We start from the raw sequence: 15,875 nt of genomic DNA, 5'->3' as shown, positions 1-15,875 counted from the left end.
ACGTGCAACAGATAGCCCGCTCTGTCGCCCTGGCATTTAACAATCTGCCTCGACCCCATCGCGTTATGCTGGGGTCGCTTACAGTACTCACCTTAGCGGTCGCCGTCTGGCGGCCCTATGTGTACCACCCGAGTTCTGCCCCTATCATCAAAACCATTGAGCTTGAAAAGAGCGAAATCCGTTCTTTGCTGCCTGAAGCCAGTGAGCCTATCGACCAGGCGGCTCAGGAAGATGAAGCTATTCCGCAGGATGAACTGGACGATAAAACCGAGAACGAAGCGGGTATCCACGAATATGTTGTGTCTACCGGAGACACGCTGAGCAGCGTGCTGAACCAGTACGGCATCGACATGGGTAATATCAGCCAGCTGGCGGCTGCAGATAAAGATCTTCGCAACCTGAAAATCGGGCAACAGCTCTCCTGGACATTAACGGCTGATGGGGATCTGCAGCGTCTGACCTGGGAAATGTCCCGCCGTGAAACCCGCACCTACGATCGCACTGCAAACGGTTTCAAAATGACCAGCGAAATGCAGAAGGGCGACTGGGTTAATAGCGTTCTGAAAGGCACCGTGGGCGCGAGCTTTGTCTCCAGTGCGCGAGATGCAGGATTGACCAGCGCTGAAATCAGTGCGGTGATTAAAGCCATGCAGTGGCAAATGGATTTCCGCAAGCTGAAGAAGGGTGACGAGTTTTCCGTTCTGATGTCCCGCGAAATGCTGGACGGCAAGCGCGAGCAGAGCCAGTTGCTGGGCGTACGTTTGCGCTCCGAGGGCAAAGATTACTACGCGATTCGTGCAGAAGACGGCAAATTCTATGACCGCACCGGTACGGGCCTCGCGAAAGGTTTCCTGCGCTTCCCGACGGCTAAACAGTTCCGTATCTCCTCTAACTTTAACCCGCGACGTCTGAACCCGGTGACCGGGCGTGTTGCACCGCACCGTGGCGTTGACTTTGCTATGCCGCAGGGAACGCCGGTACTGGCGGTTGGGGATGGGGAAGTGGTTGTCGCCAAACGTAGCGGTGCCGCCGGATATTATGTTGCGGTGCGTCATGGTCGTACGTATACGACCCGCTACATGCACCTGCGTAAGCTGCTGGTCAAACCGGGCCAGAAAGTGAAGCGTGGCGACCGTATCGCGATCTCCGGAAACACCGGGCGTTCTACCGGCCCGCACCTGCACTATGAAGTGTGGATCAACCAACAGGCTGTGAACCCTCTGACGGCGAAACTGCCGCGCACCGAAGGCCTGACAGGTAAAGATCGTACTGATTATCTGGCGCAGGTGAAAGAGGTGATGCCGCAGCTGAGCTTAAACTAAGCTCTCTGTTTTTGTTAAAAAAGCCGGCGTCAGAATGCGCCGGCTTTTTCTTTTGTGCGTGAGCGACTGCCTCGCTACACTATCTGCATAAAATTTTGCGTCATCAGACCCTGGATCCAGCATGGAAACCCAAAAAAACAATATTGAATACATTCCTGAGTTTGAAAAATCTTTTCGCCATCCGCGCAACTGGGGCGCCTGGTTTGGCGTTTACGCATTTGCGGGTATCGCGATGCTACCGGCCTCCGTTCGCGATCCTGTGCTGGGTAAAATAGGTCGTCTGGCCGGACGCTTAGGCAAAAGTGCCCGTCGTCGCGCGCAAATTAACCTCTATTATTGCTTCCCGGAAAAGAGCGATGCGGAGCGGGAGGCCATTATTGATGCTATGTATACCACCGCACCACAGGCAATGGCGATGATGGCAGAGCTGGCGCTGAAAGGGCCGGATAAAGTGATGGAACGCGTTGACTGGAAAGGGCTGGAGATTATCGACGAGATGCGTCGCAACGATGAGAAGGTGATTTTTCTCGTTCCCCACGGCTGGGGCGTTGATATTCCTGCCATGCTGATGGCATCGCAGGGCCAGAAGATGGCGGCAATGTTCCATAATCAGGGCAACAAGATCTTCGATTACGTCTGGAATACCGTGCGTCGTCGTTTTGGTGGCCGTCTTCATGCGCGAAATGATGGCATCAAGCCGTTTATTCAGTCCGTGCGCCAGGGATACTGGGGCTACTATTTGCCGGATCAGGACCACGGCCCGGAGCACAGCGAGTTTGTTGATTTCTTCGGCACCTACAAGGCGACCCTGCCTGCGATTGGCCGTCTGATGAAAGTGTGCCGCGCCCGGGTCATTCCGCTTTTCCCGGTCTACGATGGCAACACCCATCGCCTGAGCATTGAGGTTCGTCCGCCGATGGACGATCTCCTCACCGCGGACGATCGCACCATTGCGCGTCGAATGAACGAAGAGGTGGAGCTCCTGGTGGGACCGCATGCCGAGCAGTACACGTGGATACTGAAGCTGCTCAAAACGCGCAAACCGGGTGAAAAAGAGCCGTATAAGCGCAAAGAGCTTTATCCGACGAAATAAAAAAAGCCCTCTCCATCCGGAGAGGGCTTTTTAACAGAGACGTCATTACTCGACGGTCATAACTCGCGTGGTGTTGGTTGAACCAATGGTACTCATCACATCGCCCTGGGTCACAATAACGATATCCCCGGAGACCAGATAGCCTTTGTCACGCAGCAGGTTTACGGCATCGTGTGCCGCTGCTACGCCGTCATTGGTGCTGTCGAAGTGAACCGGCGTCACCCCGCGGTACAGCGCTGTAAGATTCAGCGTACGTTCGTGACGCGACATGGCGAAGATTGGCAGACCGGAGCTGATACGGGAGGTCATCAGCGCGGTACGGCCGGATTCGGTCATGGTGATGATCGCTGTAACGCCTTTGAGATGGTTAGCGGCATACATGGCGGACATGGCAATCGCTTCTTCCACATTGTCGAACTGCACGTCCAGACGGTGTTTAGAAACGTTAATGCTCGGGATCTTTTCAGCGCCCAGGCAAACGCGCGCCATGGCGGCCACGGTTTCTGCCGGATACTGTCCCGCAGCGGTTTCTGCAGAGAGCATGACCGCATCGGTACCGTCCAGCACGGCGTTGGCCACGTCCATGACCTCCGCACGGGTTGGCATAGGGTTAGTTATCATGGATTCCATCATCTGAGTGGCGGTAATCACCGCGCGGTTCAGCTGACGCGCGCGACGAATCAGCGCTTTCTGGATACCCACCAGCTCAGGGTCGCCGATTTCAACGCCCAGGTCGCCGCGCGCAACCATCACCACGTCAGACGCGAGGATCACGTCGTCCATGGCGTCCTGATCGCAAACCGCTTCCGCACGTTCAACCTTGGCGACGATTTTGGCCTCACAGCCTGCATCGCGAGCCAGACGACGCGCATAGTTCAGATCTTCGCCGCAGCGTGGGAAGGAGACGGCCAGGTAGTCAACGCCAATCAGCGCCGCAGTTACGATGTCTGCTTTGTCTTTATCGGTGAGCGCCTCTGCAGAGAGACCGCCGCCCAGTTTGTTGATGCCTTTATTGTTAGAGAGCGGGCCGCCGACGGTAACTTCGGTGAACACCTTCATGCCCTGAACTTCCAGTACTTTCAGCTGTACGCGACCGTCGTCGAGCAGCAGAATATCGCCCGGCACTACGTCAGCTGGCAGGCCTTTATAGTCGATACCGACTTTCTCTTTATCGCCTTCGCCTTTGCCCAGGTTGGCATCAAGCAGGAATTTGTCGCCGATATTGAGGAAAACTTTACCCTCTTTAAAGGTCGAAACACGAATTTTAGGACCCTGTAAATCGCCAAGGATAGCAACGTGGCGGCCCAGTTTTGCTGCGATTTCACGCACTTTATCGGCACGTAATTTATGGTCTTCTGGCGTACCGTGAGAGAAGTTCATACGCACCACGTTGGCGCCAGCGGCGATAATTTTCTCAAGATTATTATCGCGATCGGTGGCCGGACCTAAGGTGGTTACGATCTTGGTTCTGCGAAGCCTTCTGGACATGTAATACTCCGTTGACTGAAACAACTTTGGTGTTGCGTGAACATTGAATCGGCCTTCATCTGCCGCAAGGCAGCAAAGAGTGGACCGAATGCCGTAAATCGTTACTTCGTCATTATTCGTGACGTCTTCGTTATCAACTATCAGGGAACATCGCTCTTTATAAGCAATTCTTTATCAAAACGCGATTCCTTCAGCGCTTCCTTGACCCGCTTCAAGTTATCCCGGAATTTTGCCCCCCGACGTAAGGTAAAACCGGTTGCCAGCACGTCAATCACCGTAAGCTGCGCCAGACGAGATACCATTGGCATATAAATGTCGGTGTCTTCCGGCACGTCGAGGGTGAGTGCCAGCGTCGCTTCACGCGCCAGCGGCGTACCCGCCGTGGTAAGGGCAATCACCATGGCATCGTTTTCACGGGCCAGCTGCGCCAGCTCGACCTGGCTCTTGGTGCGGCCGGTATGCGAAATCAGTACCACGACGTCATCTTCACTGCAATTCATACAGCTCATGCGTTGCAGCACAATGTCATCTGAGTAAATCACCGGAACGTTAAAGCGGAAAAATTTGTTCATGGCGTCATGCGCCACAGCAGCTGACGACCCGAGACCAAAGAACGCAATCCGCTTAGCCTGGGTGAGCAAATCCACCGCGCGATTCACGGAACTCATATCCAGAGACTGACGAACGTGGTCAAGCGAGGCCATGGCCGATTCAAATATTTTCGCGGTATAGGCATCAACGCTGTCGTCTTCATCCACATTACGATTAACATAAGGGGTGCCATTAGCCAGACTTTGTGCCAGATGCAGTTTAAAATCAGGAAAGCCGCGCGTTTCCAGGCTGCGGCAAAAGCGATTGACCGTCGGTTCGCTCACACCTGCTTCCTGCGCCAGAGCGGCGATGCTTGAATGAATCGCCTGAGCGGGAGAAGCCAGAATGACCTCGGCCACTTTTCGCTCGGATTTGCTAAGGTGTTCCAGTTGAAACTGGATTTTTTCCAGCATGTTCATGTTAACAGGACGCTCATGGGTGTAAACGATTTCATAAATTGATGAAATCGTGATTCGATTTAGCCGATATTACCCTTGCGGCTTCCATAAAGGGTAACAACCGACAAGATAATGTTGTTGTTTTTTTTCATTACTTGATCGGTGTCGGGTTTTGCTGTGAACCTGTTGCGCAAAGAATCGACGGTTGTTGCGTCATTACGCCATCGTAATCACCCGGAGGGTGAAAAATCGCGGTATCGCACGCGACGATAAGCGCTAATGGTTTCAGGAATGACGTAAAAGCAGTACAGTGCATTGTAATAAAATTACAACGATACCTGGCAGAAGTACCAGGTGATCCAACTGAGGAGAATGACATGGCGGTAACGCAAACAGCCCAGGCATGTGACCTGGTCATTTTCGGCGCGAAAGGCGATCTTGCACGCCGAAAATTGCTGCCTTCCCTGTATCAACTGGAGAAAGCGGGCCAAATTCATCCGGATACCCGTATCCTGGGTGTAGGGCGCGCCGACTGGGACAAGGACGCTTATACCAAAGTCGTCCGCGAGGCGCTCGAAACTTTCATGAAAGAAAAAATTGATGAAAGTTTGTGGGATACCCTGAGTGGACGTCTCGATTTCTGCAACCTGGACGTGAATGACGTCAGCGCGTTTAACCGTTTAGGCGCGATGCTGGATCAGAAAAACCGTGTCACTATTAACTATTTCGCCATGCCGCCAAGCACCTTCGGCGCCATTTGCAAAGGTCTGGGCGAAGCAAAGCTGAACGCCAAGCCAGCTCGCGTCGTGATGGAAAAGCCGCTGGGTACCTCACTGGCCACCTCGCGTGAAATCAACGACCAGGTGGGCGAGTTCTTTGAAGAGTGTCAGGTTTACCGTATTGACCATTACCTCGGTAAAGAGACGGTTCTGAACCTGCTGGCGCTGCGTTTTGCGAACTCCCTGTTTGTGAATAACTGGGACAACCGTACCATCGACCACGTGGAAATTACCGTGGCGGAAGAGGTGGGGATTGAAGGCCGCTGGGGTTACTTTGACCAGGCAGGCCAGATGCGCGACATGATCCAGAACCACCTGCTGCAAATTCTGTGCATGATCGCCATGTCTCCGCCGTCTGACCTGACGGCTGACAGCATCCGTGACGCCAAAGTGAAAGTGCTGAAGTCACTGCGCCGCATCGACCGCTCCAACGTGCGCGAGAAGACCGTTCGCGGTCAGTACACCGCCGGGTTTGCGCAAGGCAAAAAAGTGCCTGGCTACCTGGAGGAAGAGGGCGCGAACAAGTCCAGCAACACCGAGACGTTTGTGGCGATCCGTGTAGATATCGACGACTGGCGTTGGGCGGGCGTTCCGTTCTACCTGCGCACCGGTAAGCGTCTGCCAGCCAAGTGCTCCGAAGTGGTTGTTTACTTCAAAAACCCGGAACTGAACCTGTTCAAAGAGTCCTGGCAGGAACTTCCGCAGAACAAACTGACCATCCGTCTGCAGCCGGACGAAGGGGTGGATATCCAGATCCTGAACAAAGTGCCGGGCCTGGATCATAAACACAACCTGCAGACCACCAAGCTGGATCTGAGCTACTCCGAAACCTTCAACCAGACGCACCTGGCCGATGCTTACGAGCGTCTGCTGCTGGAAACCATGCGCGGTATTCAGGCGCTGTTCGTGCGTCGCGATGAAGTGGAAGAGGCGTGGAAATGGGTCGATTCCATTACCGAAGCCTGGGCTGCCGATCAGGATGCGCCAAAACCGTATCAGGCGGGTACCTGGGGACCTGTGGCGTCGGTTGCGATGATCACCCGTGATGGCCGCTCCTGGAACGAGTTTGAGTAAGATAATCCTCTAGCTCGAAAGTGTTATTTTACCGGTAACATGATCTAGCACAGCTAGAGGCACAATTTTCAACTTTTAAGCTCCGCGTGGATTCACCCGCGGAGCTTTTTTTATTACACTGCCGGAAGTGATTTTGCCCCTGAGCTCCGGACAGCAAGCGTTTCAGCGTTGTTAACAACTGCCAGCGACTTTGTAAACTCCCGAGCCCGGACAGATAAATAAGAGGAGCTTTTATGAATCCGACATTGTTACGCGTAACAAAGCGCATTATCGAGCGCTCGAAAGAGACCCGTTCGGCCTACCTCGCCCGCATTGAACAGGCAAAGAGCAACACCGTACATCGCTCGCAGCTGGCCTGCGGTAACCTGGCGCACGGTTTCGCCGCCTGTCAGCCCGATGATAAAGCCTCCTTAAAAAGCATGTTGCGTAACAATATCGCCATCATTACCTCCTATAACGATATGCTTTCCGCGCACCAGCCTTATGAGGTTTATCCCGATATCATCCGTAAAGCGCTGCACAGCGTGAATGCCGTGGGCCAGGTGGCGGGCGGTGTACCCGCGATGTGCGACGGCGTGACGCAGGGTCAGGATGGTATGGAGCTGTCCCTGCTGAGTCGCGAAGTGATTGCCATGTCTGCGGCGGTGGGCCTGTCGCATAACATGTTTGATGGCGCACTGTATCTCGGCGTATGTGACAAGATTGTCCCGGGCCTGGTGATGGCAGCCCTGTCGTTTGGTCATCTGCCTGCGATCTTTGTGCCGTCCGGCCCAATGGCAAGCGGTCTGCCGAACAAAGAAAAAGTCCGTATTCGTCAGCTGTACGCGGAAGGGAAGGCAGACCGCCAGGCGCTGCTGGAGGCGGAAGCCGCGTCCTACCATGCGCCGGGTACCTGTACTTTCTACGGTACGGCTAACACAAACCAGATGGTCGTGGAGTTTATGGGGATGCAGCTTCCGGGCTCGTCCTTTATCCAGCCGGATGCACCGCTGCGCAAGGCGCTGACCGAGGCCGCGGCCCGTCAGGTCACGCGTCTGACCGGCAACGGCAACGAATGGATGCCTATGGGCAAAATGGTTGACGAGAAAGTCATCGTCAACGGTATCGTCGCGTTGCTGGCAACCGGGGGGTCAACTAACCACACCATGCACCTGGTGGCTATGGCGCGTGCGGCAGGTATTCTGATTAACTGGGATGATTTCTCCGAGATCTCTTCCGTGGTGCCTCTGATGGCCCGCCTGTATCCAAACGGCCCGGCGGATATTAACCACTTCCAGGCTGCAGGCGGCGTACCGCTGCTGATGCGCGAGCTGCTGAAGGGCGGTCTGCTGCATGAAGATGTAAACACCGTGGCGGGCTTTGGCCTGCAGCGCTATACCCAGGAGCCGTGGCTGAACAACGGCGAGCTGGACTGGCGTGATGGGGCAAGCGTCTCTCTTGATGCGCAGGTGATTGCCACCATCGATAAACCTTTCTCTCCTCACGGTGGCACCAAAGTGCTGAGCGGCAACCTCGGTCGTGCGGTGATGAAAACCTCTGCCGTACCGGAAGAGAACCAGATTATCGAAGCGCCGGCAGTGGTGTTTGAAAGCCAGCACGACGTATTACCCGCCTTTGACGCCGGTCTTCTCGACAAAGACTGCGTGGTGGTGGTGCGTCATCAGGGGCCAAAAGCCAACGGGATGCCAGAATTACATAAACTTATGCCACCACTTGGTGTATTATTGGACCGCCGTTTCAAAATTGCACTGGTGACCGATGGACGCCTCTCTGGCGCATCCGGTAAAGTGCCTTCAGCCATCCACGTGACGCCGGAAGCTTACGACGGCGGCCTGCTGGCGAAAGTGCGTGACGGTGACATGATCCGCGTTAACGGTCAGACAGGCGAGTTAACCCTGCTGGTTGATGACGCAGAGCTGGCAGCACGTAAACCCCATATTCCTGACCTGAGCGCCTCGCGCGTGGGGACTGGACGCGAAATGTTTGGTGCGCTGCGTGAGAAACTCTCCGGTGCTGAGCAGGGCGCAACCTGTATTACGTTTTAAGACGACTTGATTTTAACGATCTGGCGAGAGAAGACTCTGATGAAAAACTGGAAAACAAGTGCAGAAGCAATCCTGACCACTGGCCCTGTCGTGCCGGTTATCGTGGTAAACAAGCTGGAGCACGCTGTACCGATGGCGAAAGCGCTGGTTGCGGGCGGCGTTCGCGTTCTGGAAGTGACCCTGCGTACCGCCTGCGCGATGGATGCTATTCGCGCCATTGCGAAAGAAGTGCCGGATGCCATCATCGGTGCGGGTACCGTTCTTAATGCACAGCAGCTGGCCGAAGTGACCGAAGCGGGCGCACAGTTTGCCATCAGCCCGGGTCTGACCGAGCCGCTGCTGAAAGCCGCCACCGAAGGCACTATTCCGCTGATCCCGGGTATCAGCACCGTCTCTGAACTGATGCTGGGCATGGACTACGGTCTGAAAGAGTTCAAATTCTTCCCGGCGGAAGCAAACGGCGGCACCAAAGCGCTGCAGGCGATTGCGGGCCCATTCTCTCAGGTGCGTTTCTGCCCGACGGGCGGTATCTCTCCTGCTAACTACCGTGACTACCTGGCGCTGAAAAGCGTGCTGTGCATCGGTGGCTCATGGCTGGTTCCGGCGGATGCGCTGGAAGCGGGTGACTGGGATCGTATCACCAGACTGGCTCGTGAAGCGGTTGAAGGCGCGAAGCAGTAAGTTATACGCCGTATGAAAAACGGGCCTTACGGCCCGTTTTTTTATCCTGCTACCTTTACGTTCGCTGCGGCCGCTTTCGCTCTCGCCACGGCATCATCCACGTTATTCCCGGTGGCTAATGCCACGCCAAGACGACGGGAGCCGTCGATTTCCGGCTTGCCGAACAAACGCACCTGCAGCCCTGCGCCCACCGCCGCGTCGACGTTATCAAACGTGACGTTCTGGCTGGTTAATTGCGGCAGGATCACCGCTGAGGCAGCCGGACCGTACTGGCGGATACCGCCGACGGGCAGGCCGAGGAACGCGCGCACGTGCAGGGCGAATTCGGAAAGATCCTGCGAAATGAGCGTGACCATGCCGGTGTCATGCGGGCGAGGGGAGACTTCGCTGAAAATCACGTCATCACCGCAAACAAACAGCTCCACGCCGAAGAGGCCATATCCGCCCAGCGCCAGGACGGTCTTACGAGCGATCGCCTGCGCACGTTCCAGCGCAAGGGCGCTCATCTGCTGCGGCTGCCAGGATTCACGGTAATCGCCATCTTCCTGGCGGTGGCCAATAGGGTCACAGAAATGGACGCCGTCAACGGCGCTGACCGTCAGCAGGGTGATCTCGAAATCAAACTTCACCACGCCTTCGACAATCACGCGACCGGCTCCGGCGCGGCCACCCTGCTGGGCATAATCCCACGCCTTGTCCAGCGTGCTGCTGTCGCGAATGAAGCTCTGCCCCTTACCGGAGGAGCTCATTACCGGCTTAATGATGCACGGATAGCCAATCTCGTCGACGGCCTGCAGGAATGCGGCTTTATCGCCAGCAAAACGGTAGCTCGAGGTGGGCAATTCCAGCTCTTCCGCCGCCAGGCGACGAATGCCTTCGCGGTTCATGGTCAGCTTTGCGGCTTTTGCGCAAGGCACCACGCGCTGACCTTCCTGTTCAAGGGCGATCAGCGTATCGGTGGCGATGGCTTCAATTTCCGGCACAACGAAATCCGGCTTCTCGCGCGTAATCAGCTGACGAAGGGCTTCGCCATCCAGCATGTTAATCACATAAGAACGATGGGCGACGTGCATGGCGGGTGCGTCGGCGTAACGGTCGACGGCAATGACTTCCACGCCTAAACGTTGACACTCAATGGCGACCTCTTTGCCCAGTTCGCCCGATCCCAACAGCATCACTCGCGTCGCTGCAGGTCGCAGCGCGGTTCCTAAACGAATCATAACAATCCCCCTGAAAAAGTTGCGCGCAGTATAAACGAAAACGTTTGCGTCTGTCCTGGCATATAGGAAATTGAAACCATTTTTCCTGGGATATAGTACCCAAAAATTAATCCCCCTAATGCCCGGGTCATCTGCAGCAGGGGTATTGCTGCCGGTTAATACATACAGTCAGGTTCCGTCGATGATCATTTCTGGGCAGGAAGCGCAACTGTTTTGTAATCTATTCAATTGAGGTGATCATATTTAGGCATTTCGCCCCTCATTACGCATGACGGGACAGATAAGCTTGTGGGAGATAATTATGCAAAACAGGGCATTAAAAGGTGAGCAAAAAATATGGTCATTAACAATGCTGACGTGGGGAATGCTCTACTACCTGTTGGGATATCTCTCCTTAACCATAGATGACCCGGGTAATCGGGTCGCTTTTATATGGCTCCCCGCTGGAGTGGCGGTCAGTGCTTTCCTTATTTCCCCCCGCCGAAGTTGGACGCTGCTTTTTATTGCCTTTTTTATTACGCATTTATTGCTGGATCTGACTTTCCATCATCAATTAACAGTCTCTCTGGTGCTGGCGAGCATATCACTGGTAAACGATCTGGCTATTGCATGGTGCGTTCGTTATTTTTCCTCTCACCATGATGAGCTGCATAAGGTTGTTACATGGATTATTTCCACCATCATTATTAGCGCGCTGGCGGCAATGCTGGGCGTGTTATGGCTCCGCTTTTATAACGGCGCGCCGTTGATAAAAGGAATATGGATTTGGTGGAGCGCCAACGTTTCTGGCACCCTGTTCACCACACCCGCGCTGGTTGGGTTGATCGGCTATAACGAACCCCGGCGTGGCTGGCTGGCGTATCTCTTGTCCGTTGTCGTTCTGGTTGTGACGTTTCTAATCTTCGTGCGAACGCCGGATAATGTCGAAAATATTGCCCTGACCTACTCTCTGGCGTGCGTGCCGCTGGTACTGGTAACTATCGCCGCCGTGCTGTGTGGCAACCGGCCCGGCTCAGTGGCATTCATTCTATTTAGTATGGTCGTGATAGGGGCATCGTGGTATGAGACTGGACCTTTTTATATTGCCAGACTGAATACCGAACAGTCGATTATTCTGGCCCAGAGTTATCTTTCGGGGGCGGCTCTGCTGATTGTTTTTATCAGAGCGCTAAAACGCATGCAGCCAGGCGCTGTTGAGACCGCAACACGGGAAATCGCCTATTCGCTCAATCCTGATTCAGGCCAGATTGTCTGGAATCCCCATACGGATTACCCGCTGCGCACCGAACTTGCTTGCATTCGCACCCGAGATGAACTGCTGGCCTGTATTCCTGATGACGGGCAAAAATCGCAATTGCAGGCACGCTGGCAGACCGTTGTCGCGCGTAACGACGTAACGGACACCTTTCGCTTTACCCTGCAGCTGAACGACCAGACGTTGTTGAATATGATTGAGACCAGGACGCTGTTGGTCACGGCAAATGATGCTACTGCCATTATCGGGTTTTGGGTTGAATCACGTCCCGGGTTGTATAAATCGGCACCGAAAGGGAAACAGTAATTATGTTGCAAATTGCTTTTTTACTTGCTGGCGCGGCCTTTGTCAGAAAAGCGGCCCCGGTGTTTATGTTCTCAGGCATAGTGTGGGGAGGTCTTGGCCTGTCGATCTTTATCGATGGTCTGCAGGGAGAGCGTCATTTCCCGCTGCACGTGTTTGGCCTGCTGCTGCTGACTGACAGTGTCGTATCTCTGCTTATGGGTTCAGCTGCCCGTGGTACTCAGCGTGGGATATTTTATTTTAAAGGCGGACTCTTTTTTTTGATTGCCATGCTAATCCTGGTGGGCCACCACAACGGTAACCTGGTACTGGCGATTGTTTTTGGCATGGCTTATTTCATCACCGGGCTTTTTGTCATTGCCTCTGCATTGGTCGTGCGCTTTAGACAGTGGCAGCGGTCCCTTTTATCTGGTGTATGGCAAATCATTTTTTCTGTTTTTCTGTTTTTACCTTACCCCACTGAACATGATGGCACGGTATCGCAGTTTATCGGAATGGTGCTAATTACCGGTGGTATCCATTCAGTGCGTTTGTCGTTACGGATGCTGCGCATTAAAAACGGTTCCTCGGTATTTGATATACTTGCACCGCGCGATCTCGTGACGCCCACAGTCGAACAGACGCCCGCGATGGATATGCCCGCTACTGGCCGGTTGACTGTTCATGTCTGGACACCAGAAGGATCAGCGGAAAATGAGCCTCTTCGGAGACCTGTGATTAACCGCTACATTGCCGCCGTGGATGCCAATGGCGTGATCTCTACCGGACATGCCGCACTGGAATTACCGCCATCTCTGTATATCAGTCTCTATCCGGCAGCAGATATCGACCGGTCGCCATCTGAGTTTTTTAATACCCTGAAGGCGGTTGAAGAGAATACTGTTGCCGGCAAGTTCCAGTCCGATTATGCCTCAGAGGCGCGGGCCTGGTGCGAATCAGATCGTAAAATCGTCTTTTCAACGTTTAATGCCCCATCACTTATCGGTTTCTGGACGCGTTATCGGCAGAACGAGACCTATAACCTGACCTGGCGCAACTGTTCCAGTAGCGTGGCCTATGCGCTGGAAGCCGCTCTTGACGGCGTATTGCGCGAGCGTTGCTCATATGTTGGCTTCATACGCCTTCTGTTTGTTCCTGAACTGTGGATTGCTGCCCAACTGCGTAAGCGAGCCACAACCATGGCATGGACGCCAGGGCTGGTGCTGGACTACACCCGGGCGCTTCATGCGATTGTTCATCCGGATAAGCTCTCACTGTTGACGTTTATCAAAAGGAAAATTTTTGTTGGTCTCTTTGTCGCGCTTGCGGCGTTGCCCTTTGTACCTTGTCCGGCCTCGGCCATCTCGCTGGGGCTGCAGGGCGGAAGTTACGGCACGCCTTATAACGATCGTCATGCTGAAAATTGGGTACTACCCTATATTGGGCTGAATTATAAGCAGTTTTATATCGACGGCACGGAGCTGGGGTACACTCTTATTGACTCACCCTCCAATACGCTGAAGCTGAAAATAGAGTATCTGGACGTGCAATATGACGCTTCCGAAGGGCGCACCGCGGCTCTTCGCAGTTTAAATAATCGCCACAGCACTCTGCTGGCCGGAGCCAGCTATTTGTATACAACCCCGTTTGGTGGCTTTCAGACTACATTGGGTGTTGACACACTGAATCAGAGTAAAGGGGTTACGGCTAATTTCAGCTGGATCCTGATGAAACAATGGGGCGGCCTGACGCTGGTTCCCATGGCCGGTGTCGACTGGGATAATGGCCAACAAAACCGCTACTACTATGGTATCTCGGATGACGAAGCGAGGCGTTCGGGACTTGACGCGTGGCGCCCTCACGCCAGCGCCATACCTTTTATCACTCTGGCGGCAAACTATGACTGGCAAAATAACTGGAATAGCTGGGCTGAAGTCACGGGACGTTTCTACTCCTCAACCATCACCGACAGCCCGATGGTCAACAAAAATGCAATCGCTGAATTGACAGTTGGCTTTAGCTATAGCTTCTGAACGGACGAAACAGGCTGACCAGGGCAAACAGCAGGCACAGTGCAGCTGTCAGCCAGGGCAGCCCATGCAGGGAAAACTGCATCGCAACACCACCCAGAAGCGGTCCGGCCATCGCGCCGACGCCCCAGGCCACCGACATAGCGGCGTAGATCCCCGCCAGTTGCCCTCCCTTAAAACGCTCCCCTACCCAGGTGATGGCGACGGTATAAATACCGACGAAAATTCCCCCCCAGAGAAACAGCATGGCGTAAGAGAGCAAGTGAAACGCGAGAATATGTGGCCAGACAAACGCCAGTACAGCAGCGATAAACGCCAGGGATCTCATCAACATCAACCGGTTAACCTTATCGGCTAGCCAGCCAATGGGTAACTGCAAAATAATAGCGCCAAACATTAGCACCGAAATCAGAAGAGCTGACGCGGATTCACTCCAGCCTAACCGGGTTGCGTACAGTGACAGAAAATTCATCCCAAGAACTTCTACTGAGGCGTTCAGCATCGTGGCTATCACCGGCAATGTTGCCAGCTTCAGGCTATCACGAAGTGTTGAGGGAGTATCGTGATGTCCGTTAGTCCGGGGCATGCCCGTGGCGGCGATAAGAATAATGGCGATTGCTGCCAGCAGGGCTGCGGCATAAAAGGCAAGATCGCCCTTGCTGCCTGTCCATGCCAGAATTAGCGGTCCGGAGGCAAAGCCAAGAGACATGCCACTGGTATACAGTGCCAGCACTTTTCCCCTTGCCCGCTCGACCGTGCTTCCGTTAAGCCAGGTCTCAGTTTGCACCATGATGATTTCACTGAATAGCCCCAGCCCCATGCGTAACACAAACCAAACCGGCAGAGGGACAACGGTGAATAACATAAAAATGATGGCTATCGCTGTCAGCGATGCCACTATCAAAGTAACCGGACGAAACTTATGAAATAAAGCGGGTAAAAATGGGGCGATAATAAATACGCCGACGGCATGCATGGCGGCGTTAAAGCCGAGCATACTTTCACTCATCCCTGCGGCATGTAATTTAAAAGCGATGAGCGGTGAACTAAGTCCATAAGTCAGACTAAACACCGAAACCGAAAAAATTAATGCAATCAATCTCTTAATTGATATCATAATCCGTTTTTACCGCAACAATTGATCGCTATATCTATTATACGCTGGCAGTAACGGTTCAGTGACGGTTTTGCTTACCGCGCTGTATAGCAGAGCCACGTTCGTTGGGAAAGTAAGTATAGGAGACCGCATGGGAGACGTGTTAGTAACTTATAACATTCAATAGACCAGTATAGGGCAGGTGTTATCGCTGGTTATCAGGAAACCCGTTTTAGCATGACGGCGAAAAATGACACCTTCGATTATTGGGTTACGCCGCATGTGAAAATATTTATCGAAGTTACTTATACTTATTATCCCAATAATAAAGGTGAAATTAAGCAATGGGATAATAGCGGGTCTCAGTCAGAAAACAACTGAGGCGGCATGCAAAACCGTAACTGGGAATTATCCATCGACATCAGCCGCCTGAACTCTATTGCCTCAGCCGTGCCGCCATTGATGTCGATCACGTTATGCAGCGGAGTTACCTTAACGCATGGGCTGCGACACTGTTTCGC

Annotated in this window: 12 protein-coding genes; 8 read left to right on the top strand and 4 right to left on the bottom strand. The window is 53.8% G+C overall.

Annotated elements, in window-relative coordinates; genetic code table 11:
- The first annotated feature begins 2 nt into the window (after positions 1-2).
- Both mepM and lpxM read left to right on the top strand, forming a co-directional pair.
- Positions 3-1,322 (top strand): murein DD-endopeptidase MepM, encoded by a 1,320-nt coding sequence (mepM, locus tag E3U32_RS23210; RefSeq protein WP_134350679.1) that lies wholly within the window; start codon positions 3-5, stop codon positions 1,320-1,322.
- Positions 1,323-1,443: 121 nt separating this feature from the next.
- Entirely contained in the window at positions 1,444-2,415 is a 972-nt protein-coding gene (gene lpxM / locus E3U32_RS23205; RefSeq protein WP_134350678.1) for a lauroyl-Kdo(2)-lipid IV(A) myristoyltransferase, read from the top strand.
- Between the two features lie 45 nt (positions 2,416-2,460).
- Here lpxM and pyk read toward each other — a convergent pair whose 3' ends face one another.
- Positions 2,461-3,903 carry a pyruvate kinase gene (pyk, locus tag E3U32_RS23200; RefSeq protein WP_134350677.1) on the bottom strand — a complete coding sequence of 481 codons (1,443 nt, stop codon included), beginning with the start codon at positions 3,901-3,903 and terminating at the stop codon, positions 2,461-2,463.
- Positions 3,904-4,043: 140 nt separating this feature from the next.
- A complete protein-coding gene (locus E3U32_RS23195) occupies positions 4,044-4,913 on the bottom strand; it encodes a MurR/RpiR family transcriptional regulator (RefSeq protein ID WP_023336102.1) in 870 nt (289 codons plus the stop codon).
- 356 nt (positions 4,914-5,269) lie between these two features.
- Between E3U32_RS23195 and zwf the strand changes: the two genes are divergently transcribed.
- From zwf to kdgA, 3 genes are all read left to right on the top strand, one after another.
- Positions 5,270-6,745, top strand: coding sequence for a glucose-6-phosphate dehydrogenase (gene zwf, locus E3U32_RS23190; RefSeq protein WP_134350676.1), 1,476 nt, complete (start codon positions 5,270-5,272; stop codon positions 6,743-6,745).
- Positions 6,746-6,978: 233 nt separating this feature from the next.
- Positions 6,979-8,790: a phosphogluconate dehydratase gene (gene edd / locus E3U32_RS23185; RefSeq protein ID WP_134350675.1), complete on the top strand. Its 1,812-nt coding sequence runs from the start codon at positions 6,979-6,981 to the stop codon at positions 8,788-8,790.
- Positions 8,791-8,829: 39 nt separating this feature from the next.
- Positions 8,830-9,471, top strand: a complete 642-nt coding sequence (gene kdgA / locus E3U32_RS23180) for a bifunctional 4-hydroxy-2-oxoglutarate aldolase/2-dehydro-3-deoxy-phosphogluconate aldolase (RefSeq protein ID WP_134350674.1) — start codon at positions 8,830-8,832, stop codon at positions 9,469-9,471.
- A 41-nt stretch (positions 9,472-9,512) separates the two neighbouring features.
- Here the strand turns inward: kdgA and purT are convergent, their stop codons facing one another.
- Positions 9,513-10,691: a formate-dependent phosphoribosylglycinamide formyltransferase gene (gene purT, locus E3U32_RS23175; RefSeq protein ID WP_134350673.1), complete on the bottom strand. Its 1,179-nt coding sequence runs from the start codon at positions 10,689-10,691 to the stop codon at positions 9,513-9,515.
- A 301-nt stretch (positions 10,692-10,992) separates the two neighbouring features.
- Between purT and E3U32_RS23170 the strand changes: the two genes are divergently transcribed.
- A complete protein-coding gene (locus E3U32_RS23170) occupies positions 10,993-12,252 on the top strand; it encodes an MASE1 domain-containing protein (RefSeq protein WP_166790976.1) in 1,260 nt (419 codons plus the stop codon).
- Between the two features lie 2 nt (positions 12,253-12,254).
- Positions 12,255-14,261 (top strand): MipA/OmpV family protein, encoded by a 2,007-nt coding sequence (locus E3U32_RS23870; RefSeq protein WP_286164471.1) that lies wholly within the window; start codon positions 12,255-12,257, stop codon positions 14,259-14,261.
- On the opposite strand, the gene E3U32_RS23160 is transcribed toward E3U32_RS23870, so the two are convergent.
- A complete protein-coding gene (locus E3U32_RS23160; RefSeq protein ID WP_134350671.1) occupies positions 14,245-15,375 on the bottom strand; it encodes an MFS transporter in 1,131 nt (376 codons plus the stop codon). The genes E3U32_RS23870 and E3U32_RS23160 overlap by 17 nt on opposite strands.
- A gap of 216 nt (positions 15,376-15,591) precedes the next feature.
- Between E3U32_RS23160 and E3U32_RS23155 the strand changes: the two genes are divergently transcribed.
- Complete coding sequence (locus E3U32_RS23155) at positions 15,592-15,735, top strand: omptin family outer membrane protease (protein WP_286164470.1); 144 nt, start codon at positions 15,592-15,594, stop codon at positions 15,733-15,735.
- The last annotated feature ends 140 nt before the right edge of the window (positions 15,736-15,875 follow it).

Source organism: Lelliottia nimipressuralis, assembly GCF_004402045.1.
GTDB classification, from domain to species: Bacteria; Pseudomonadota; Gammaproteobacteria; order Enterobacterales; family Enterobacteriaceae; genus Enterobacter; species Enterobacter chinensis.
This window is presented reverse-complemented; position numbering and strand designations above follow the sequence as displayed.

Excerpts from the sequence above, each read along its gene's own strand:
- lpxM (WP_134350678.1), top strand. The coding sequence starts at position 1,444 with ATGGAAACCCAAAAAAACAATATTGAATACATTCCTGAGTTTGAAAAA.
- pyk (WP_134350677.1), bottom strand. The coding sequence starts at position 3,903 with ATGTCCAGAAGGCTTCGCAGAACCAAGATCGTAACCACCTTAGGTCCG.
- E3U32_RS23195 (WP_023336102.1), bottom strand. The coding sequence starts at position 4,913 with ATGAACATGCTGGAAAAAATCCAGTTTCAACTGGAACACCTTAGCAAA.
- zwf (WP_134350676.1), top strand. The coding sequence starts at position 5,270 with ATGGCGGTAACGCAAACAGCCCAGGCATGTGACCTGGTCATTTTCGGC.
- edd (WP_134350675.1), top strand. The coding sequence starts at position 6,979 with ATGAATCCGACATTGTTACGCGTAACAAAGCGCATTATCGAGCGCTCG.
- kdgA (WP_134350674.1), top strand. The coding sequence starts at position 8,830 with ATGAAAAACTGGAAAACAAGTGCAGAAGCAATCCTGACCACTGGCCCT.
- purT (WP_134350673.1), bottom strand. The coding sequence starts at position 10,691 with ATGATTCGTTTAGGAACCGCGCTGCGACCTGCAGCGACGCGAGTGATG.
- E3U32_RS23170 (WP_166790976.1), top strand. The coding sequence starts at position 10,993 with ATGCAAAACAGGGCATTAAAAGGTGAGCAAAAAATATGGTCATTAACA.
- E3U32_RS23870 (WP_286164471.1), top strand. The coding sequence starts at position 12,255 with ATGTTGCAAATTGCTTTTTTACTTGCTGGCGCGGCCTTTGTCAGAAAA.
- E3U32_RS23160 (WP_134350671.1), bottom strand. The coding sequence starts at position 15,375 with ATGATATCAATTAAGAGATTGATTGCATTAATTTTTTCGGTTTCGGTG.
- E3U32_RS23155 (WP_286164470.1), top strand. The coding sequence starts at position 15,592 with ATGACGGCGAAAAATGACACCTTCGATTATTGGGTTACGCCGCATGTG.